Source organism: Paenibacillus sp. NPDC056933, from assembly GCF_042674385.1.
Classification (GTDB): Bacteria; Bacillota; Bacilli; order Paenibacillales; family Paenibacillaceae; genus Paenibacillus.
Map to the genome: position 1 here is coordinate 2570415 of NZ_JBHUQN010000001.1, position 21296 is coordinate 2591710.

The window sequence follows — 21296 nt, forward strand, 5'->3', positions numbered from 1 at the left end:
ATTGATATATACCGACTCCCCGCACCTCAATACCTGAATGACAAATGTCTTAATTTCATTATGAGAAAAAAAGAAAGCGCATACAATGTGCATTTATTTGCAGAGGGAGCAATTGTTTACCAATTAAATAGGTAAATGCTTCAATCTGTATTCAAATTGCCAAAACCTATAATTTGCCAGGGTAAACACCTGTAATTAGACATGTTGTTTGCGCTTTCATTTAAAAGCTACACTTTGATGGAAAACGACAAAACCACATTCAGGGGGGACAACAATGAGAAAAAACATGTTCATGCTGATGAGTCTGATTCTAGCAGTCATGCTGTTGATGAGTGCTTGCAGTAACGGCTCCAGCGCCCAGACAGAGCCAGACACAAAGGCACCGCAGGAGGAGCAGGCCACGAACGAAACAGAAAAGGAACCAAAGAATGAGAAATCTACCCCAGAGATGGATTTTGACATGGGAGGAAGAACCATCAAGGTGGTTGCCTGGTGGGATATGAAAATGACAGATAGCAACCCGGACAACATTCAACGAATCGAGAACCTGGAGGCGCTGAAAAAGAAGCATAACTTTGACATCGAATACATTTCGATTGATTTTGGTGAGTATCAGGAGAAGGTCGTGGCTTCCCTTATGGCAGGTGAGCCGCTGGGTGACATTGTGAGGCTGGGCAAAGACTATGCCATCCCGGCACTGACCAAACAGGACCTGTTATGGCCCATTGATGAATACACCAAGAACGATAAGGTATTCAACCAGAAAACGACGAACCAGTACATGCAGTATGAAGGCAGAGGTTATGGATTCACTGAAGATCAATCTTCATTTATCAGTGGAATCTTTTACAATCGGACACTCATGCAGGAGCTTGGCATGAAGCCGTTGCAAGAATATGTGGACGAAGATCAATGGAACTGGGATACGTTCGTTGAAGTCGCCAAAAAGGCGAACAAGGATCGTAACAACGATGGAAAACTCGATACGTGGGGATTGGCCCAAACGGGACTGCTTGAGCCTGTACTGTATTCCAACGAGGCCTCTCTGACCAAGGCTGACAAACAAAATTTGGAGGACCCAAAAACAAAAGAAGCGCTGAGCTTTGTTTCCAAATTGGCGACAGAGAAGATAGGAAGACCTACGGAGGGCGGAGACTGGACGGAACCGGCGACGTTCTTCCGTCAGGGTAATACGCTCATGTACTCGGGAGCCATGTATGAGATTGAAGGCATTCGTACAGATATGAAAGACTACGATATCGGTTTTGTTCCTTTTCCAAAAGGACCAAGTGCTACAGCGTACCACTCCGGGGAATCGCGTTATCAGGCGCTGACGATTCCGAAGGCAGTAGAACACCCGGAACAGCTGATGTATATCTGGGAAAAAATCAACGAGATTGACTCCATATACGATTACCCGAGTCAGTCTACCCTCGAGACTCACCTGACGGAAGAAGCCGACATTGAAAATGCCAAAACCGTTGCCGAAGGTATGCTGGTGCTGGACCACAATACGTTCCCGTCCCTGCCGTTCTGGGATTTCAACGGTGAGCTGCTTGAAGGTGTATCCGTATCAACGGTCATTGAAAAATATAAGGCGCCCTTCCAAGCTTCCATTGACGAGGTCTACAAATAAGCACTCTTAACTGCTCTCGGGATGAACAGGGCTGTCAGGCCCATATCCCGAGAGGCAATTCAATCCATAACCATCATACTCCACGGCAGAAGGAAGGGGGACGTATTCGAACATGCGGTCACGAAAGAAAAAGGCACTGATCCTGCTGCTCGCTATGGTGATGATTCTCTCATTATGGAGCATTTACTTTACAAGGGATCGTGGTCCTGGCATCGTTCAGGCACGCGAGGATTTCGAAGCGGTATCCGGTACAGAAGACTCTCGCAGCTATGAGCATTACCTCTCCGTTCATGCTGACGCAGACAAGCCGGTGCAGACCATACGGATTGAGGGGGAGTCATTCACCCAGGCTTTGAACGGCAAGTTCGAGATCGTCAACGGGTATGCCGACTTAGACGGGAAAGCCGTCATCACTCCGGAATCCGGCACCATCAGTTGGGAAGTTCCCGTTCAAGTCAGCGGGTTATATCAATTGCGAATACATTATTATCCTGCTACAGGCAAAAGCTCAGGGATTGAACGGCAGCTGGAGCTGAATGGAGAGGTTCCGTTCAGAGGAGCCGATGTGCTGTTATTTGACAGGGTATGGGGGAATCGCGATGACAATGTTCGCAGGGATGATCGCGGCAACGACCTCCGGCCAAGGCAGGTTGAGCAACCTGACTGGCAGCTTGCTTCTTTTAAGGACAGTGCGGGTTACTTCGAAGAGCCATACCAATTTTATTTTGAAAAGGGAACACAGACACTGTCGCTGACATCGCTGCGCGAAAGCATGGCGATCGATTATATCGAGCTGTACCGGGAAGAGAGCATTCCAGCTTACACAGAGCTTCAGACGACTTATGAAGCAGCAGGTCTGAAGCCGGCTGATCCCGTCATGATCAAGGTACAGGGAGAGCACGCAGTGAGTAAATCCTCGCCAACCCTCGCCCCTATCTCCGATCGTTCAAGCCCGTCTTTGGAACCGTATGATGTATCCAAAATCCGTGTCAATGCCATTGGGGGCATCAACTGGAAGCTTCCTGGTGAATGGATCGAATGGGATGTGGATGTACCTGAGGACGGCCTGTACCAGATTGCGCTCAAAGTAAAACAGGATCAGCTTCGCGGCGTGTATGCCACACGAAGTCTGACGATCGACGGCAAAATTCCTTTTGAAGAAATGAAGCGCATTCGATTCAACTACAGTCCCGATTGGCAGACACAGGTACTGGGCACAAGTGAGAGCGAGCCTTACCTGTTTCATTTGGAGAAAGGAAGTCACCGTTTGCGCATGACCGTTACGCTGGGCGATATCGCTCCACTGCTGCGTACAGTGGAATCAAGCGTGCTGGAGTTAAACGAAATGTATCGCAAAATTCTGATGATTACCTCCAATAAACCGGACCCCATGCGGGATTATCAGCTGGAAACTCGGATTCCGGAGATGATTGAGGTATTCAAGCGGCAGGCAGATATTCTTCGATCGGTTGCTGACTACCTGGAGAAGGCAACAGGTGAACAGAGCGATAAGGTCGCCATTCTCCATGCCATGGTTATTCAGTTAGAGGACATGGCGGCAAGACCGGAAACCGTGCCCAAACGTCTGGATACTTTTAAGATCAATGTGGGCGGCTTAGGTACATGGATTCTATCCGTACGTGAACAGCCTATCTCACTGGATTACGTCCTGGTATCCTCACCGGATCAGGAGATGCCGAAGGCAGAGGCGACCATGCTGCAGCAGATGAAACATGAAATGGGAGCTTATGTCGCTTCTTATACGGAGGATTATGACAGCATCGGAAACGTTGAACAGAATAAGGATTCCATCACGGTATGGATTACAACGGGACGCGATCAGGCACAGGTTCTGAAAGGTCTGATTGATGATTCCTTTACACCGGAAACGGATATATCCGTTCAATTGCGCCTCGTTCCGCCTAATATTCTGCTGCCTGCTACGCTTGCCGGGGAAGGACCGGATGTAGCCATGCAGATGGGCGAAGATATTCCGGTTAATTACGCCATGCGGAATGCAGCGGCTGATCTGAGCCAATTCCCGGATTTTGAGCAGGTTGCAACCCGATTTCGCGCAAGCGGACTGACGCCTTACCAATTCAACAACGGAGTGTATGCCCTGCCGGAGCAGCAGCATTTTCCGATGTTGTTTTATCGAAAGGATATTCTGAATGAGCTTGGCCTGGAGCCGCCAAAAACGTGGCAGGATGTGTATAATGCCATTTCGGTGCTGCAAAAGCACAACATGGAGTTCTACCTTCCGATTGAGGATACGACGAACAATGCCAACATGGTACCTAACGCGACCTTTGCCATGCTGCTCTACCAGAACGACGGCGAATTTTATTCGGAAGATCAGAAGGAAAGCGCATTGAATTCGGAGATTTCCATGGATGCATTCAAGCGTTGGACTCAATTTTATACCAATTACAAATTCCCTCTCAAAGCTGACTTTCCAAACCGCTTCCGTACCGGGGAGATGCCGATTGGCATTGCGGATTACACCACCTACAACATGCTGACGGTCATGGCACCGGAAATTCGCAATCTTTGGGATTTCACGATCGTTCCCGGCACGCAGCTGGAGGACGGGTCCGTAAGGCATGAGGTGGCAAGTGCTACGAGTGCGGTGATGATGCTGGAAAACGCCAAGAACAGAGAAGCTGCCTGGATGTTCATGAAGTGGTGGACCGACAAGCAGACACAGATCGAATATGGCAGAGAGATGGAAGGGCTCATGGGGGCAGCGGCGCGTTATCCGACTGCCAATATTGAAGCGCTGGAGCAGCTGCCATGGCCAGTTAAGGATTATCAGAACCTGAAGAAACAATGGGAGTGGGTAGAAGGCATTCCTCAAGTTCCCGGCGGATACTTTACGGGCCGACATCTCGATAACGCATTCCGCAAGGTGGTTAATGCCAATGAGAATCCGCGTGAAGCCTTGGCTGATTATGTCCTGTACATTGATGATGAAATCGAGCTCAAGCGCAAGGAATTCAATCTGAAGTAGAGAGAAGGGAGGGTAACGGTTGCACGCAGAAACCACCAAGTCATCCACTGCTCCTGCCATCAACACAAGGCAGAGCAGCTGGTGGTCCCTTTTGAAAAGGGATTTATACCGAAGCAGGCACTATTATGTGCTGATGGCACCGTTTATGCTGATCTTTTTCATGTTTACTGTCATTCCGGTGGGCATCTCGCTGGGGCTGAGCTTTTTTCACTTCAACATGCTGGAGCTGCCCCGATTTGTCGGCTGGCAAAATTATTCACGGCTGTTCCTGAACGATGATGTTTTTTTGATTGCGCTTAAAAATACGCTGCTGTTTGCCGTTATTACGGGGCCAGTCAGCTATATTGCCTGTTTCTTGTTTGCATGGATTATTAATGAGCTGTCACCCAAAATTCGTGCAATCATGACACTTGTCTTTTATGCACCATCCATTTCAGGAAACGTTTTTTTCATCTGGCTAATCGTTTTCTCGGGGGACAGCTACGGATACATGAATGGTTTTCTAATGCGCCTCGGCGTTGTTCTCGAACCGATTCAATGGCTGTCGAATGAGAAATACGTGCTGGCTATCGTCATCGTCGTACAGCTGTGGCTCAGTCTCGGCACAAGCTTTCTTGCCTTCATTGCCGGACTTCAGACCATCGATCGTTCCCTGGTGGAGGCGGGTACGGTGGACGGTATCAAAAACCGGTGGCAGGAGCTTTGGTATATTACGCTGCCTTCCATGAGACCACAGCTGATGTTTGGTGCGGTCATGCAGATTACAGCCTCGTTTGCCGTGGCCGAAATCTCCATTGCACTGGCTGGTTTCCCGAGCGTTAACTATGCAGCACATACCGTCGTAACCCATTTGATGGACTTTGGAACCATTCGGTTCGAGATGGGCTATGCGTCCGCGATCGCAACCGTTTTGTTCGTCCTGATGCTGGGAACGAACGTGCTGACACAAAAAATGCTTAGAAAGATAGGTGAATGACAATGACCAGCAAGGTACGTGCCGTTTTCGGCATGCCGAGAAGACTTAATCGGTCATTTACCGTCAGTCTGATGTTGTTTGCACTGCTGGGTCTGTTCGGGTCATTTATGGTATTGCCATTGATCTACACGATCAACAATGCCTTCAAACCTTTGGATGAGCTGTTTATTTTTCCACCGCGATTTTGGGTGAACAACCCGACGATGGAAAATTTTGCGGATCTGATCAATCTGATGGGCAACTCCTGGGTTCCTTTATCCAGATATATTGCCAATACGCTGTTAATTACGTTGCTGGGAACGGCAGGGCATATCCTTCTTGCTTCCGCAGCGGCTTATCCGCTGGCCAAATACCGATTTCCCGGCTCAAATGTACTGTTTACTATCGTCATTCTGTCGCTGATGTTCTCACCACATGTCACGGCAATTCCGAACTACATGGTGATGTCCTGGCTTGGATGGATCAACACCCATGCGTCCATCATTGTGCCTTCTCTCGCATTCTCTCTGGGGCTGTTCCTGATGAAGCAGTTCATGGAGCAGATTCCGGATGCGCTGCTGGAGGCCGCCAAGATCGACGGGGCGAACGAATACCGCATATTCTGGAGCATCGTCATGCCTAACGTGAAGCCTGCTTGGCTCACGCTTATGATTTTACAATTTCCAGCATTATGGGGAACAGACGGCGGAAGCTTCATCTACAGTGAAAACCTGAAAACGCTGCATTATGCGCTTAGTCAGATTATCCAGGGGGGGATTGCCCGGGCAGGTGTCGGTGCTGCGGTAGCACTGCTGCTCATGATCGTGCCTATTACCCTGTTTATCATCTCTCAGAGCAGTGTCATGCAGACGATGGCAACTTCCGGAATGAAAGAGTAGAAGGGGGGCAGCAACATATTGAACAGCGTGTGGAAAAAAAGCGTGTGGCTCACCCTGGGTCTTGCCTGCCTCCTGAGCTTGGGAAACGCAGCGTCAACGGCTTTCGCTGACGGTCAGACGAATGCGTACAATTATTCCTACTGGGGAGATGCGGTTCGTTCTCCTGCCGCTTATGAGGCGACGGGAATTGTTACGGGCAAGGAACTGGATATTGGACCATTCAAAGAACCGAACGATATGCACGTCACTGCTGATCAGCGGGTGTATGTGCTGGATTCGGGCAACAGCCGTATTGTCGAGCTGAATCAAGAGATGAAGCTGACAAGGGTTATCGATTCTTTTGATCATGATGGAACGAAAGAAAAATTCAAACTTCCGCAGGGATTATACGTATCGGACAGCGGGCAACTGCTCATTGCGGATACGGGTAACCAGCGGGTTGTGCATCTGGATAAGCAAGGTCAACTGATCAAAATTGTGGAACAGCCACAATCCGAGCTGCTAAAGCCAGACTTTCAGTTCAAACCACTGCGCGTTGTTATGGATAAAGGCGAGCGGATCTATGTCATGGCCGAAGGCGTATTCGATGGCTTTATGGAATTTAATTCCGATGGAACCTTTGCTTCCTTCATTGGAGCCAACAGAGTCCAGGTTGACCCGGTGGAGTACTTGTGGAAACGGTTCGCAACTCGTCAGCAGCGCAGCCAGATGGTCATGTTCACACCTACCGAGTTCACCAATATGGACATGGACGGAGAAGGCTTCATCTATGCAACCAGTGGAGATAAGACCGGATTACCCATCAAAAAACTGAATGCACAGGGCTTGGACATTTTGAGAAGAGAAGGATATTATCCACCCCAGGGTGATTTGTTGTACAGCAATGAAAAGGGGCCTTCACGTCTCATTGATGTCGACGTTGGAGACAGCGATATGTATTCCGTGCTGGATGCCAATATGGGACGGATCTTCACCTATAACGGGGATGGATATTTGCTGCACATGTTTGGAGGTATCGGAAATCGAATTGGACAATTCAACACCCCTGTTTCTCTGGAGCGTGTGGGGGATCGTATGCTTGTGCTGGACAAAGCGCTCGGAGAAATCACCGTTTTTCAAACCACTGAATACGGACGTACGCTTCATGAAGCTGTACGCAGTTATTTCAATGGGGACGAGGAGGGTTCTGCGGCGAACTTTGCCAAAGCAGCAGATATGAATGCCAATCTTGAATATGCCTACGCAGGTATCGGAAAAGCGCTTTTGCGTCAGAAGGATTATGCGGAATCCACGCAATACTTTAAGCGAAGCATGGAAAGAGAAGGGTATTCCAAAGCGTTTCTCCTGTATCGAAAAGAACTGCTCCGCGAGCATTTTTCATGGATCATGTCGGGACTGTTACTGGTCATTGTCATGCTGGCGATGGCATTCATAGTCCGCAGGCAGAGAAGGGGGAGCACACATGCAAGCATCAAGTAGACAGCTGATCCAATATCCGCTTCATCTTATTTTTCATCCATTTGACGGGTATTGGGAGCTGAAGTATGAACGAAATCAGAGAACAACACTGATGATCGCATGGATCATTCTTGCAGCACTCATGGTGACAACGATTCTTCAGGCCCAATACAGCGGTTTCCTGGTCAATTTCAACAACCCGAAACGACTCAACAGTCTGATGGAAATGGTCTATGTCATTGTCCCGGTGCTGTTCTGGTGCACAGCGAATTGGTCCTTAACCACACTTATGGACGGCGAAGGCAAATTTTCAGAAATCTTCATGTCCACATGTTTCGCACTGGTTCCGCTGATTCTGGTACAGTTTCCCTGGATTTGGCTAAGTCTGATCATTTCCAATCAGGAAACCGCCTTTTATTATTTCTTTAACATGGCTGCCACGGCCTGGACGGTATACCTGTTATTTGTCGGCAATATGACGGTGCATCAATACTCACCCGCCAAAACGGTGCTGACCATGCTATTGACGCTGGTTGCCATGGCATTCATGGCCTTTCTCTGCCTGCTGTTCTTCAGTCTGGTGCAGCAGATTGTGTCCTTTGCAGCCACCATCTATCAGGAACTTGTACTCCGGGGCTAAGGAAGGAGAATGGAGATGAACTATGACGTGGCCAAAAAAATGATCGTGATCCTGCTCGTGTTCGGCCTGATTCTTGGCGGATGTCAATCCGATTCTGCGCCGGTAACCAGGATGTCGACGAATGCAGATGAGCAAGCGGAAGTCCCTGTGCTTCCACCTGGAGAGAAGCTGGCATCGTCTTTCAGTGATGCCCGTCTGCCGGATATGCTCGGTCTAGCTCAGAATGATGAGCTGCAGCTGCTCATCCAGGAGGATACAGCCGAGATTGCGGTGGTTCACAAGCAAAGCGGGCAGGTCTGGCGCAGCAATCCCGAGGAGCGAAATCTGGATTCACTCGCGGCAGGAATTAACAAGGACCTGCTGTCTGCGCAAGCTAAGCTCACTTTTTATAACAGCTTGGGACAGAGCAACTCGGTCAATTCCTATACGGATAGTGTAGCCTACCAGCAAGTAAGCTACGAATCATTGCCAAACGGCGTTCGGGTGAATTACCAGTTTGGAAGCGATGAGCGCTCGATCGATGATCTGCCTGTAAAGATCAGCAAAGAGCGCTTTGAGCAGAAGCTGCTTGCTACGCTCGACAAGGCTGGGCAGCGGGCTTTGAAGATTGGATATGCGCAAGATAAGAATGAAGATGTTTATGTACGAAACGACAAGGCGATGCAGGGGCTTCAGCTAACGCGTGCTCTGAAGGCTTTTGAGACAGCCGGATACACCTCCGAGGACCTTGAACTGGACAATGCCGAGAACGGCGTTGAACAGGAGAAAAGCGGCCCCCGAATGTTCATGGTCTCCATCGAATACGAGCTGGACGAGGAATCCTTGGTTGTACGTGTCCCAGCAGAAGGCATTCATTTTCCAGAGCAATATCCGATTAACAGCATTTCTGTACTGGATTACTTCGGGGCAGGTGCAGCGGATCAGAAAGGGTCCCTGTTTGTTCCTGACGGGTCAGGAGCGCTTATTCATTTCAACAATGGAAAAGTTCAATATCCTGCCTATCAGCAGGACGTGTACGGACCTGATCTAACGATGAAGCTTCGGGAAGTGGACTCTTCCGAGGAAAGAGCCAGGCTGCCGGTATTCGGTCTCATTCAAGAGGGTGGTGCTTTCCTTGGCATCATTGAGGAAGGTGCAGCCGCGGCCGTTGTGAATGCAGATATTAGTGGAAAGCTGAATAGCTACAACAATGTGTATCCAAGCTTTTACGTTGTAAACAAGAGTGATGTCACACTTCAGGCCAGCGATATGGTACGGACACTTCCCAAGTTCCAGAAGACGCCGACCGCATCCGATTTTGTCGTTCGTTATGCTTTTGCTGGAGAAGAGAAAGCCTCTTACTCTGGTCTGGCTTCCTTATACCGTGACTACTTAATCAAGACAAATGGCCTTCCAGCGAAGCAAATGGCTGAGGGGAACAAAGACATTCCGTTCTACTTGAAGCTTATCGGAGGAATGACGACCAAGAAACATATGTTGGGCATACCTTACGACTCCACCGAAGCGTTGACCACCTTTGATGAAGCCCGCCAGATTTTGTCGACGCTCAAGGAAAAAGAAGTATCCAACCTTCAGGTTCGGTATGCGGGATGGTTCAACGGGGGACTTCAACACCAGATGCCGGATTCCATCCATGTAGATGGAGCGATTGGAGGACGAAAAGGCATGCAAGCGTTCAGCGAGTACACACGTGAGGAGGAAATTGGCTTTTATCCCGATGTTGCTGTACTGAATGTACACTCCAAGAAAGGGTTCAGTCCTTCCAAGGAGGCTTCACGCACCCTGACGCAGGAACCGGCGCTTCTGTATCCCATGGACCCGGCAAGACTGCGGCGTGATCGGGACCGACTCCCGTCCTATATCTTGTCTCCACGTTTGCTGAGTGATGTGACTCAAGACATGCTGGAAGCCCTCCAGCCCTTTCAGCTAGGTGGATTGTCGCTGCGTGATCTCGCTGAGCAGTTGAACAGTGACATGAATCCGAAAAAACTGCTGGATCGTACAGGGGCGCAAGTTGCAGCCACCGAAACCTTGAAACAGATTGCACAGCAAGGTATACCCGTTGTCGCTGAAGGAGGCAATGCTTATGCCCTGCCATATGTGACAGGTCTGACGGATGCACCGATGTCCAGCAGCCGCTTCAAATTGGAGGATGAGGAAATTCCGTTCTTCCAACTGGTGACACATGGGGGAATCAGCTATACGGGAGCAGCCTATAATCTGTCCACGTATACTGATGCGAGACAATACGTGCTAAAGCTCGTGGAGTACGGCGCAAGTCCTTATTTCACTTGGTTTAACGCACCGAATCATGTGGTTAAGGAAACGGATTACGATTATCTGTATGCTGCACATTATGAGCAGTGGCTGGATCTCGCAGCCGAAATGTATAAAGAGGTCAATCAGGCGAATCGTGCATTCGCAGGATCTCACATGATATCCCACGAGAAGCTTGATGAAGGAGTGTTCCAAACGAGCTATGAAAACGGCGGTTTTGTGGTTGTGAATTATAACGACTTTCCGGTACAGGCAGCAGGTCAAACTGTCGAAGCCAAAAGTTATGTGACAGGTGGTGAGCAACTCTGAAAGCGCTATTGAGAGGGAAGTGGGGACGTCGAACCTATGCCCAACAGAAGGCCGCATGGGGAGTCATTTATGTGCTTCCCTGGCTTATCGGGTTTGTACTGTTTTTCTTTGTTCCGCTGCTGGCTTCTCTGCGTTACAGTTTGAGCTCCATCCAGGCAAATGCAGAAGGCATAACTATCCAGTTCACAGGTCTTTCTAACTACATCCAGGCATTGACGGTTAATACCAGCTTCAACCGGGCGCTTATTGAATCCATTACGGATGTTTTAGTCAATGTGCCGCTGATCGTTATCTTTAGTTTGTTTCTTGCTGTTATTCTGAATCAGAAGTTCCCGGGTCGGGCGATCGCGCGGTCCATCTTTTTCCTTCCGGTCATTCTGGCATCGGGGGTCATTATGTCACTGGAAAGCACCAGCCTGATCGAGGCTGTAAATCAGAGCAGTACCGGCGGCAGTGCCTTGGGCACATTTGCGCTGGAAAACCTGATGCTGGACGCCGGGCTGAGCGAGTGGGTTGTGACGTATTTAAGCGGGGCTGTTGACCGTATTTATCAGATCGTTAGTCAATCGGGTGTACAAATTCTGATCTTCCTGGCCGGAATTCAAACCATATCACCCCAACTGTATGAGGCATCCAAAATGGAAGGGGCTACCGGCTATGAAGCCTTCTGGAAAATTACATTTCCGATGGTCAGCCCGCTTATTTTTGTCAACGTCATCTATACCATTGTGGATTCGTTTGCCAACAATGCCATGACAACCCTTATTCGGGATACAGGTTTTGTCAAATTCGATTTTGGATTAAGCTCAGCCATGGCGTGGGTGTATTTCGTGGCCATTGCTCTCATTTTGGTGCTCGTGTCCCTCATTTTCTCCAAACGTGTCTTCTATCAAGATTAGAAAGGGGGTTGTTCGGATGATAATATCCAGACTGTTTTCACTTGAGCAGTGGAAAAGCTGGCTGTGGTCCATCGTGCGATTCACACTGATTACCGGGCTATCCTTCGTGATTCTGTTTCCCATATTTCAGAAAATATCAACGTCCATCAAGGATAAGAGTGATTTGTATTCAGCTGTTGTGGTCTGGATTCCACAGAATTTCTCCTTCGATAATTTCCGGGAGGCTATTCGTGTCATGGATTACTGGGCAACACTGTTCAATACGTTTGCGTTGTCCGCAACAACGACCATTTTGACAACGCTTTCCTGTGCACTTGCCGGATACGGGTTTGCCCGTTTGAAATTTAAAGGCAGCAACCTGTTATTCGCCGGGGTTATCCTGACGATTCTGGTTCCACCCACCACGATTCTGATTCCGGTGTATCTGAATCTGAAGAGCTTTGATCTCATGGGTCTGATGACTCTTCTTTCTGGCAAACCCGTGAATTTGTTGAATACGTACTGGCCGTTTATCCTGACCGCCCTTACAGCGAATTCACTAAAGGCAGGCTTATATATTTTCATCTTCCGTCAGTTTTTCAGAGGTATTCCCAAGGAGGTAGAGGAGGCAGCCTACGTCGATGGTGCAGGCATCAGCCGTACATTTGCACGAATTATGCTGCCGAACGCCGTTCCGTCTATCGTTACGGTGTTGCTCTTTTCCTTTGTGTGGCAATGGAATGACAGCTTCTATACGACAACGTATCTGACATCCAGCAAAGTCATGTCAACCCAGCTGTCTTCCCTTCCTTACAATCTGGCCCAGCAGGTAAGCGATGGTGCATCCAAAGCCGATCCATTTTACCTGAGCATGATTCAGGATACGGGTATTTTGCTGGCCATCTTGCCTTTGATCATCATTTACCTGTTTGTACAGCGTTATTTCGTTGAGAGTGTTGAACGTACAGGCATCGTAGGATAATGATTCTCACTTGGATGGGGGCTGCAAGTCTAGCCCCTTCATAGTAAAGGAGGTGATGCCGTCCGTTTTAACGTTTTACACTTTAAGCTCAGGAGGGATTATATTGAAAAAATTGTTGATGTCATTGAAATTCATGCTCGTTCTTGCTTTGCTGTTGTCCATTACACCACTCGGGCCGGGACGCGCGGAAGCATGGGTCGGCATGCCAATGGGCAAGCTTCACGTAAGTGGAAAGAATCTGGTTAACAGTAATAATCAGCCCGTCTTACTAAGTGGTTGGCATCAGCCCTCAGGTGCTTATTGGACATACCAGGACAGCAAATATTATCTGAATCTTCATGGCAACAACCGCCATGCAGCCACATTGGCTTATCTGAAAGACATTACGGATACGTTCACAAGCACAAGTCCAAAATACGGAAGCAGCCACGGCTGGAATATGAATCAGATTCGTCTGTTCATTGACCGTGATGACATGGGTGACGTAGCCGCAGGTACTTACAATTTTGCGGGTTTACAAACGGTAACGCAGAATGTCATTATCCCTTATATCCAATATGCAAAAACGAAAGGTGTCTATGTCACGCTCGGCCTTGACTTCACACTGAAGGATGACCAGGGGACTACTGCAGCCAATCTGCAAAAGTTCAACCAAATCTGGGGCTATCTCGCTTCCCGCCCGGAGATCAAAAGTGCAGACAACGTACATTTCGAGCTGATCAACGAACCGATTAAATCGTATGCCAACGGTCATTGGGGTGGATATAATGGCGAGAACGACTTTGTAGATCACTGGAACGATCTGCGCAATTTCCAGAATTCCATTATCTCTACCATCCGGAGCCAAGGTGCAGATAACGTCATCTGGGCCGCCGGACTGGGATACAACCAATTCTACAGCCTGACAGCAAGCCATCCTTTGACAGACCCACTGAACAATTACGGTTATGCGGTTCACTGGTATCCGGGGTATGGTGCGTATGACAACATGTCGATTTTGCAAAATCAGTGGAATACCAATGTGAAGGCAGCTGCCGATAAATATCCAATCAATATCACCGAAGTAACGTGGTTCAAAAAGAAAGCAGGCGATTCCGCATATTGGGATCTGTTTAACGGCAGCAATGAAGGCTTTGGTAACAATACAAAGACCATTTTCAACGCGGCCGGCAATGTCAGTATTGCGGCTCACATGAACGGATTTATTCTGGATGCAGGACCACGGAGCTCCTTCGCCGATCCGACGGCAGGCCTGAAATGGGACGGCGATGCTTCACGGAGCGCGATGGGCAGATTCCTCTTCAACTGGTTTTATGAACGTGCTCAGAACTACCCGAACGGTGGCACTCCATCAACCGGTTTGATCTCGGGTGCAACATACAAGATTGTGGCCAGACATTCCGGCAAGGTGATTGATGTGCCGGGTGGGGTAAATGAGAATAATTTGCAGCTACAGCAATGGTCTGATCTGGGAGGCGATCCTCAAAAGTGGGTCCTGAACCAGATTGCTGGTGGTAGCTACAGTCTGACGAGTGTGAATTCACCCGATAAGGTCATCGACATTCGAAATGGAACCAGCAACAACGGAGAAGCGGTTCAGCTTATGAGCAATTTGAATACCACAGCGCAGCATTTCAAAATTAATGATCTGGGCAATGGGTACTGGAGCATTATAAATGTAAACAGCAATAAAGCCGTTGAAGTAGCAGGTTCTGCGACGACAGACGGTGCAAAATTGCAGCAAAATACCTTTACCAATGCGACCAACCAGCAATGGAAGTTTGTTGCTGTCAATTAAAAAAACATGTACAAGCAGGACCTCCCAAGCCATAATATGGCCGTGGAGGTCCTTATTTGTATTGAGGAGTGGAAATCAGCAAAAACATGAAAAATTAGTATACGGATCAGACGTAACGGGCTCTATTCTATTTAACGATACGGGGTCTTGTCATGGGTTTTTAAGGATTTGTACCAAAAAGCAGAAGTTGTACCTTCACCTTGTGCAAATGAAAGGTGTATCATTAACAGAACTGATTTGTAATCGCTTACGAAAGAAGGAGGTACATATGCAGCGCTTATGGTTCAAATTCTCGCCGTTGTTTCGCAGATTCATGATTTCTTATCTTATTGTTCTCATGATTCCTCAAATTGCCGGATATGCCTCCTACAGAGCATCCATTGAAGCAGCGAGGACAAGTTCTATTGAGAACAGCTTAAAATCACTCAATCTTGGCAAGGAAATTATTGAACGAAATCTCATGCAGGTCGAGGACTTCACGAGACAATTGGCCATTAACCAGGATTTATACCGTTTAATAGCCGATCCCAAGCCGCACGACGCTAATAATGTCTACGGTCTGAGCCGCATGCAGCGCAGTCTGTCCATGTACAGCAGCACCAATGATTATTTGTCTCATTTCTTCATCTATATTCCGAACTATAATGTCATTATTACGCCTACGACGGTTTACTACCGACCTGAACATTATTTTGCTGCCAATCGCCTGGAAGGCATGACGTTCGAAGAGTGGAAAGAGAACATATTAAAAAAGCCGCATTTAAACGAAATCATTCCCCTACAAAACTATAAGAAGGAGATACGCAGTAATGTGCTTGTGGACGCTCCTGCCATCACGTTTCTTCAATCGCTTCCATTAAACAGCTTTAACAAACCACAAGCTACAATCGGCGTCATGATTGATGAGAATAAGATGGCGAGCCTGACTCACCATATTGTGGAGCAATATGGAGGATGGACACTGGTGACAGACTCCAATGAGAATATCATTTTTTCGCGGGGTCTGAATAAAGACGAGGCAAAGAACTTAAAGGTTATGACTGCCAGCAAGGAAGATGAAGCGAAGCCTATGGGCGACGGTCGTCTGCTGATTTCCATTCGCTCCGAACAAAACGGCTGGAATTACATGGCTGGCATCCCCGAACGTGCGCTTATGGTCAAAGCAGACCAAATCAAGCAGGTTACCTTTACCTTTACGCTAGCAACGCTTGGTTTCGGATTGTTAATCGGGCTTCTGCTCGCTTATCGAAACAGCGCTCCGATTCATCGGCTTCTGTCCGTGTTCCGGGAACAGGATATTGGGCTGCCTGGAAAGACAAGCAATGAATACGACTTTTTGGCCAGCAACATTACGAGTCTCATTACGAACAACGATCTTCTCAAAAACGCATTAAATGAGCAGCTCCCGATGCTGCGGGACGGGTTCATTAAACGTCTGCTTACCGGAGAGTTTTACACAACGCGCGAGCTGGAGGCCATCTCCTCCCAGACAGGCATTTCGCTCCACATCAGCCGGGGGTTTGTAGGAATTCTAAAGGTAGACGGTTATGGCAGTCCAGATAGTGAAGAAATTATTCAGGAGTTAAGCGTTGCAAGGCTCATCGTGCGGGAAGCCATGACGGCATGGAATTCCGAAGTATTGGTAACAGACTGGGGAACGGATCAGATTGCTTTTGTGTATCCCCTTAGCGGAGATTCTTTGGATAAAGCCCTGCGTACATGTGAAGCTGAGCTTGAAAAACTGACGCATGCTGTATACCGGGATTACCGGGTATCGACCACTATTGGAACGGGCTCTTCTTATGATGTATGGAATGATGTTGGTCGTTCGTTCAACGAGGCAAGGCACGCGCTGGAATATGCCATACACACCGGAAAGGATCACATGATGAAATTCGAGGACGCGGTGAAGGAAACGGAACTGTACTACTATCCGATTGAGTCCGAACAACGGCTGCTAAATACGCTCAAGGCGGGAGAAATGGAAGAGTCCAACCGTATTTTGGATCAGTTGTTCAGCCGAAACTTTACTGAGCGAGAGCTGTCGTATGACATGACACAGCAGTTCATTATGGAATTGAAGGGAACATTTTTGAAGCTGGAACCTAAAATTATGCTGGACGAATCGCTTGTGGAGGAGCTTAAGGATCGGGTTTCGGCGATTCAGGTGACGGATAAGGTTGCCATACTTCAAAGCAAGTTCCATCATCTGGCGAAAGACGTATGCCAAGACGTTCAGCGTAAAAAATGCAACATGCATTCCGGATTTGTTAACGAGACGATTGCTTATATCCAGGAACGTTATGCTGATGCAAACTTGACGGTGTACCGGATTGCAGAACATATGGGCAAACCGGAAAAATATATATCTCAGTTATTCAAAGAGCATACCGGGGAGAACCTTTCCGATTATGTGGAAGTGGTGCGAATCAACAAAGCCGCTGAACTGCTGCGGGAGAGTCAGCAGACGATTGATGAAATCGCACTAGCAACCGGATATAACAGTGCGCATTCGTTCCGAAGAGCCTTCAAACGGGTTCGAGGTGTCTTGCCTAGCGCATTTCGACAGATGCATGATCAAATTTAAATCAAGCAGGAGGCATCCATCTTGATAAAACAAAGCGAAAATCACAGGGAAATCCCGGCGTAGTTCAAGGGAATATCAGGCCTCCCAGCCTTCTTGACTGGAATCGTACCTCATTTTGTAAAGTGTACCTTTACGCAACCGGGTATGCACTCTTATGATTACGAGCAAGAAAGCGCTATCAAATTGGGAAAGGCTTATTTCCGATAGGCCACCTACTGGGGGGATGACTCTGAGAACGACAATTTCGAATGGCAAAACGGTTGTTAAAGAAGGCAGGCGATCCGCATTGAAGCTGGCCTTGTCCAAGAGTTGGAGGAGACACTGGCAGCTTTACTTGCTGATTATTCCTCCCGTCGCATACTTTATCATTTTCAAGTACGTGCCTATGGTTAATGCAGTGCTCGCTTTCAAGGACTACAACGTGATCAAGGGAATATGGGGAAGTCCGTGGGTAGGAACCAAATATTTTGAATTGCTATTCCAAAACCCCGCATTCGCTACCCTGATCAAAAACACATTGTACATTTCGTTCTACAGTTTAATTGTCGGGTTTCCAGTTCCTATATTGCTGGCGCTGGCACTGAACGAAGTGAAGAACGCCAAATTCAAGAAAACGGTACAGATGGTTACTTATGCACCTTACTTTATTTCTACGGTTGTGATGGTATCCATTATCATGATGTTTCTTTCCCCGCGGCTTGGCATTGTTAACACAATTGCAGGTGCGCTGGGCTTTGAGGCCATCAATTTTCTTGGAGAGCCGGGCATGTTCCGGTCCATCTATGTATTTTCTGATGTTTGGCAGAGCATGGGATATTCGGCGGTCATCTATTTGGCAGCCCTATCGGGCATTGATCCTTCATTGTACGAGGCTGCCAAGGTTGACGGTGCTAACCGCTTTCAGAAAATGGTGAACATCGATCTGCCCGGCCTGCTGCCGGCGGCGGTTATTATCCTGATCCTGAGCGTTGGAAACATCATGGCAGTTGGGTTCGAGAAAATCTATTTGCTGCAAAACCCGCTGAACCTGTCCGCTTCGGAAATCATCTCCACCTATGTGTACAAGATGGGATTGCTTAACGCCAATTACAGTTTTGCTACCGCTGTTGGCCTTTTCAATTCGCTTATTAACCTGATTCTGTTGTTAACAGTCAATGCTGTCGCCAAGCGTCTATCCAATACAAGCCTGTGGTAATACGGCAAAAGGGAGGGGGTTCATACGATGAGCAAGTTGTTATCCCAAGCCAACCGTTCATCGGTTAATCCGAGAAGTACGATCAGAGAATCTTTTGGGGACCGTGTGTTTATGGCTATCATTTACCTTATTCTGACGGTGGTCTTGATTGCTGTACTTTATCCGCTAATCTATATCGTAAGCTCATCTTTGAGCAGCCCGGCAGCGGTTTCTTCCGGCAAAGTATGGCTGTGGCCCATTGATTTAACACTGGACGGCTATAAGTCGGTATTGCGCAACGATCAGGTTATCATGGGTTACGGCAATTCGTTATTTTATACTGCAATCGGTACACTGATTAGTGTAGCACTGACCATTATGATTGCTTATCCACTATCCAAAAAAACCTTTGTTGGGCGCAGCCCTCTCATGATGTTCGTTACGTTCACCATGCTATTCTCCGGCGGATTAATCCCAACTTATCTGGTAGTCAAATCCATGGGAATGATCGATACTCGCTGGGCCCTGCTGATTCCAAATGCCGTTTGGGTGTGGCAAGTGATCATCGCACGCACCTTTTTTCAAAATTCAATCCCTGAAGAGCTGTCCGAGGCAGCTGATATTGACGGATGCAGCGATATCCGTTTCATTTTCAGCGTCATTCTGCCTCTGGCCAAACCTATCGTTGCCGTTCTGTCGCTGATGTATGCCGTTGGACAATGGAACGCATATTTTGATGCCCTGATCTATTTAAAAACGCAATCGCTCTATCCGCTTCAGTTGATTCTCCGCAGCATTTTGATTCTGAGCAACGGCACGGGAAATATGAATTTGGGAGAGATGGTGAAACAGCAGCAAATGGCCGAGTTGATGAAATATTCACTCATTGTTATGGCCAGCTTGCCCGTACTTGTTATTTATCCGTTTGTGCAGCGATATTTCGTTCAGGGCATGTTGATTGGCTCTGTTAAGGGCTAGTTCATTACAACCATTCATAAGGGAGAGGGTCTATTTGAGAAAAACAGGGTCATTTGTACTTGCTTGCTTGTTGTTTCTGTCAGTGGTACTGGCGGGATGTTCATCCTCAAGTCAAGGCAGCGGGGAAAAGGGGGACGGTGCTTCATCGGGGGACAATCTGTCCATTAACGTGTTTGCGCATCAAAGCTCGGATACCAACCTTCAGACGAACAAGTTTACGAAAAAAATGGAAGAGAAGTTCAACATTAAGATAAACTGGACGACGGTTCCTTTTGACGGTGCAGCTGAAAAAAGGCAAATTTCACTGGCTTCGGGTGACTACCCGGACCTGTATTTACTCATTCCATGGGTGGACCGTTTTTCTCAAACGGACTTGTTGAAATTTGGGCAGCAGGGTGTTATTGTGCCGCTCAATGATCTAATTGACCAATATGCGCCAAATATTAAAAAGGTGCTGGACAGCAGTGAATATTATAAAGCGATGAATACGGCGCCCGACGGCAATATTTACGGTCTGACGGGCCTGAATGAATGTTTTCACTGTTCCTATCCGAACAAGATGTGGATGAATACCAAGTGGCTGAAGCAGCTCGGATTGTCCGAGCCCACAACGACAGAGGAGTTTAAGGAAGTGCTGAAAGCATTCAAAACAAAGGACCCGAACGGTAACGGTAAAGCCGATGAAGTTCCGCTTAGCGGTTCCATTGAAAATTTCGGCGTGCACATCATTCCGTACTTGATGAACGGGTTTATCTACGACGATGACAGAACCTATCTCATTGTAAAGGATGGCCGGGTTGAGACGGTTGCAAGCAAACCGGAGTGGAAGGAGGGACTTGCCTATATCAAGTCGTTATATGATGAAGGTCTGATCGACCCGGGTGCTTTCACACAAAATGTCGGAGCCTTCAAAAAGATCGGAGATAACGCGGATGCGCAGCTTCTCGGCGCAGGTGCGGCCATGCACCCTTCTCTTTTTGTAAACACTGCCGAGGATTCTCCTTATGGGAAAGATTACAATCCGATTCCTCCGTTGAAAGGACCGCATGCCAATTATGCGACCTATAACTATCCGATCGATCCCGGAGCTTCTTTTGTACTGACAAACAAAGCAAGCGAAGAAACACAGATTGCTGCCATAAAAATGCTGGATTATCTCTACACCGAAGAAGGAGCGATGAGCTCTTATCTTGGTGAGGAGGGCACAAGCTGGCGCAAGCCGCAAGAAGGCGAGGTGGCTCTGAATGATCAGGTGCAGCCACTCTACAAAGCCATTCCGCTCCCAACTGGAGCGGAGCCGCGCAATGACAGCTGGGGTGCGCTGAGTCAGTATAATCACCACAGGGCATACCGTGATGCCGAAGTTCAGGGCAAGGACATCTATGCAGGTGACGGATATGAACGCCGACTATATGAGGCAACACTCCTGATGGAGGGCAAAGAACCCGATGAAGTTTTTCCGCATTGGGCACTATGGGTGGATCCGGCAAACGCCGATGAAACAAGCATGATGCAGACGAATCTCAAGGATTATATTGACCAGAATGCTCTGCAATTCATTACAGGAGCGAAGAGTCTGGATAAGGATTGGGATGATTACGTAAAAGGGCTGGAGGGCTTGAATATCAAGCGTTACCTCGAAATTATGCAGGCCTCCTATGATTCCTCGTCCATTTCCAAGTAAGTTCGATCTAAATCTTCAGTAAACGGGAAGA

Annotated in this window: 14 protein-coding genes; all 14 read left to right on the forward strand. The window is 48.0% G+C overall.

The window, feature by feature from the left end:
* Positions 1–274 precede the first annotated feature (274 nt).
* The 14 genes from ACFTRD_RS11450 (at position 275) to ACFTRD_RS11515 (ending at position 21265) form a co-directional block, all read left to right on the forward strand.
* Entirely contained in the window at positions 275–1636 is a 1362-nt protein-coding gene (locus ACFTRD_RS11450) for an extracellular solute-binding protein (protein ID WP_379379845.1), read from the forward strand.
* 112 nt (positions 1637–1748) lie between these two features.
* Positions 1749–4646 (forward strand): extracellular solute-binding protein, encoded by a 2898-nt coding sequence (locus tag ACFTRD_RS11455; protein WP_379379847.1) that lies wholly within the window; start codon positions 1749–1751, stop codon positions 4644–4646.
* Between the two features lie 58 nt (positions 4647–4704).
* A complete protein-coding gene (locus ACFTRD_RS11460; RefSeq protein ID WP_379381316.1) occupies positions 4705–5622 on the forward strand; it encodes a carbohydrate ABC transporter permease in 918 nt (305 codons plus the stop codon).
* Between the two features lie 2 nt (positions 5623–5624).
* The gene (locus ACFTRD_RS11465) at positions 5625–6500 is read left to right on the forward strand and encodes a carbohydrate ABC transporter permease (RefSeq protein WP_192267117.1); all 876 of its coding nucleotides are present in this window, start codon (positions 5625–5627) and stop codon (positions 6498–6500) included.
* Positions 6501–6515: 15 nt separating this feature from the next.
* On the forward strand, positions 6516–7979 hold the full coding sequence (locus tag ACFTRD_RS11470) for a hypothetical protein (protein ID WP_379381318.1): 1464 nt from the start codon (positions 6516–6518) through the stop codon (positions 7977–7979).
* Entirely contained in the window at positions 7963–8598 is a 636-nt protein-coding gene (locus ACFTRD_RS11475) for a Yip1 family protein (protein WP_192267118.1), read from the forward strand. The genes ACFTRD_RS11470 and ACFTRD_RS11475 overlap by 17 nt, the downstream gene beginning before the upstream one ends.
* A gap of 15 nt (positions 8599–8613) precedes the next feature.
* The gene (locus ACFTRD_RS11480; protein WP_379379852.1) at positions 8614–11184 is read left to right on the forward strand and encodes a DUF5696 domain-containing protein; all 2571 of its coding nucleotides are present in this window, start codon (positions 8614–8616) and stop codon (positions 11182–11184) included.
* Positions 11181–12083: a carbohydrate ABC transporter permease gene (locus ACFTRD_RS11485; RefSeq protein WP_379381320.1), complete on the forward strand. Its 903-nt coding sequence runs from the start codon at positions 11181–11183 to the stop codon at positions 12081–12083. Before ACFTRD_RS11480 ends, ACFTRD_RS11485 begins: the two co-directional genes overlap by 4 nt.
* A 16-nt stretch (positions 12084–12099) precedes the next feature.
* Positions 12100–13044, forward strand: coding sequence for a carbohydrate ABC transporter permease (locus ACFTRD_RS11490; RefSeq protein ID WP_379379854.1), 945 nt, complete (start codon positions 12100–12102; stop codon positions 13042–13044).
* A gap of 103 nt (positions 13045–13147) precedes the next feature.
* Entirely contained in the window at positions 13148–14842 is a 1695-nt protein-coding gene (locus ACFTRD_RS11495) for an RICIN domain-containing protein (RefSeq protein WP_379379856.1), read from the forward strand.
* 268 nt (positions 14843–15110) lie between these two features.
* On the forward strand, positions 15111–17429 hold the full coding sequence (locus tag ACFTRD_RS11500) for a helix-turn-helix domain-containing protein (protein ID WP_379379858.1): 2319 nt from the start codon (positions 15111–15113) through the stop codon (positions 17427–17429).
* Positions 17430–17769: 340 nt separating this feature from the next.
* Complete coding sequence (locus ACFTRD_RS11505) at positions 17770–18624, forward strand: ABC transporter permease (protein WP_379381322.1); 855 nt, start codon at positions 17770–17772, stop codon at positions 18622–18624.
* A gap of 27 nt (positions 18625–18651) precedes the next feature.
* Positions 18652–19581 (forward strand): carbohydrate ABC transporter permease, encoded by a 930-nt coding sequence (locus ACFTRD_RS11510; RefSeq protein WP_379379860.1) that lies wholly within the window; start codon positions 18652–18654, stop codon positions 19579–19581.
* Positions 19582–19615: 34 nt separating this feature from the next.
* Positions 19616–21265 (forward strand): ABC transporter substrate-binding protein, encoded by a 1650-nt coding sequence (locus ACFTRD_RS11515; RefSeq protein WP_379379862.1) that lies wholly within the window; start codon positions 19616–19618, stop codon positions 21263–21265.
* Positions 21266–21296: the final 31 nt, after the last annotated feature.

Coding starts and splice junctions, on each gene's coding strand:
- ACFTRD_RS11450 (WP_379379845.1), top strand. CDS start 275: ATGAGAAAAAACATGTTCATGCTGATGAGTCTGATTCTAGCAGTCATG.
- ACFTRD_RS11455 (WP_379379847.1), top strand. CDS start 1,749: ATGCGGTCACGAAAGAAAAAGGCACTGATCCTGCTGCTCGCTATGGTG.
- ACFTRD_RS11465 (WP_192267117.1), top strand. CDS start 5,625: ATGACCAGCAAGGTACGTGCCGTTTTCGGCATGCCGAGAAGACTTAAT.
- ACFTRD_RS11475 (WP_192267118.1), top strand. CDS start 7,963: ATGCAAGCATCAAGTAGACAGCTGATCCAATATCCGCTTCATCTTATT.
- ACFTRD_RS11480 (WP_379379852.1), top strand. CDS start 8,614: ATGAACTATGACGTGGCCAAAAAAATGATCGTGATCCTGCTCGTGTTC.
- ACFTRD_RS11490 (WP_379379854.1), top strand. CDS start 12,100: ATGATAATATCCAGACTGTTTTCACTTGAGCAGTGGAAAAGCTGGCTG.
- ACFTRD_RS11500 (WP_379379858.1), top strand. CDS start 15,111: ATGCAGCGCTTATGGTTCAAATTCTCGCCGTTGTTTCGCAGATTCATG.
- ACFTRD_RS11510 (WP_379379860.1), top strand. CDS start 18,652: ATGAGCAAGTTGTTATCCCAAGCCAACCGTTCATCGGTTAATCCGAGA.